This window comes from Robertmurraya sp. DFI.2.37 (assembly GCF_029211245.1).
Classification (GTDB): Bacteria; Bacillota; Bacilli; order Bacillales; family Cytobacillaceae; genus Robertmurraya; species Robertmurraya methanolica_A.
Genome location: NZ_JARGEJ010000932.1, coordinates 1 through 286, shown reverse-complemented (window position 1 = coordinate 286; position 286 = coordinate 1). Strand labels below are relative to the sequence as shown.

1 protein-coding gene is annotated in these 286 nt (G+C 35.7%); it reads right to left on the bottom strand.

Going from position 1 to position 286, the window contains the following annotated elements; genetic code table 11:
- Positions 1-286 (bottom strand): hypothetical protein (locus tag PZE06_RS29215; RefSeq protein WP_275792572.1); only part of this gene is annotated, 286 nt, incomplete at both ends.

Sequence of the window (286 nt, the reverse complement as noted above, 5' to 3'; positions counted from 1 at the left end):
TATTACCGTCCACAATGACAATATCGTTTTGATTAATAGTTACATTTTTCTCCTCTTCAATGATATTGATCATCATTTCTTGTAATGTTTGCATCGACGCTTCATCAACACTTTGTTCTAAATCCAAAATGATAGAGAGAGATAACTTTCCCTCACCTAGTTCAGAGGCGACTAATGAAACTGAATCTGTTGTCGTATCTAATTGTTCAACGAGAAAGTTTACTGGTTTTCTTTCTACATTCTTCAACCCCTCAAGCTTTCTTTCCTCGACCGTATTGGTCTCAAT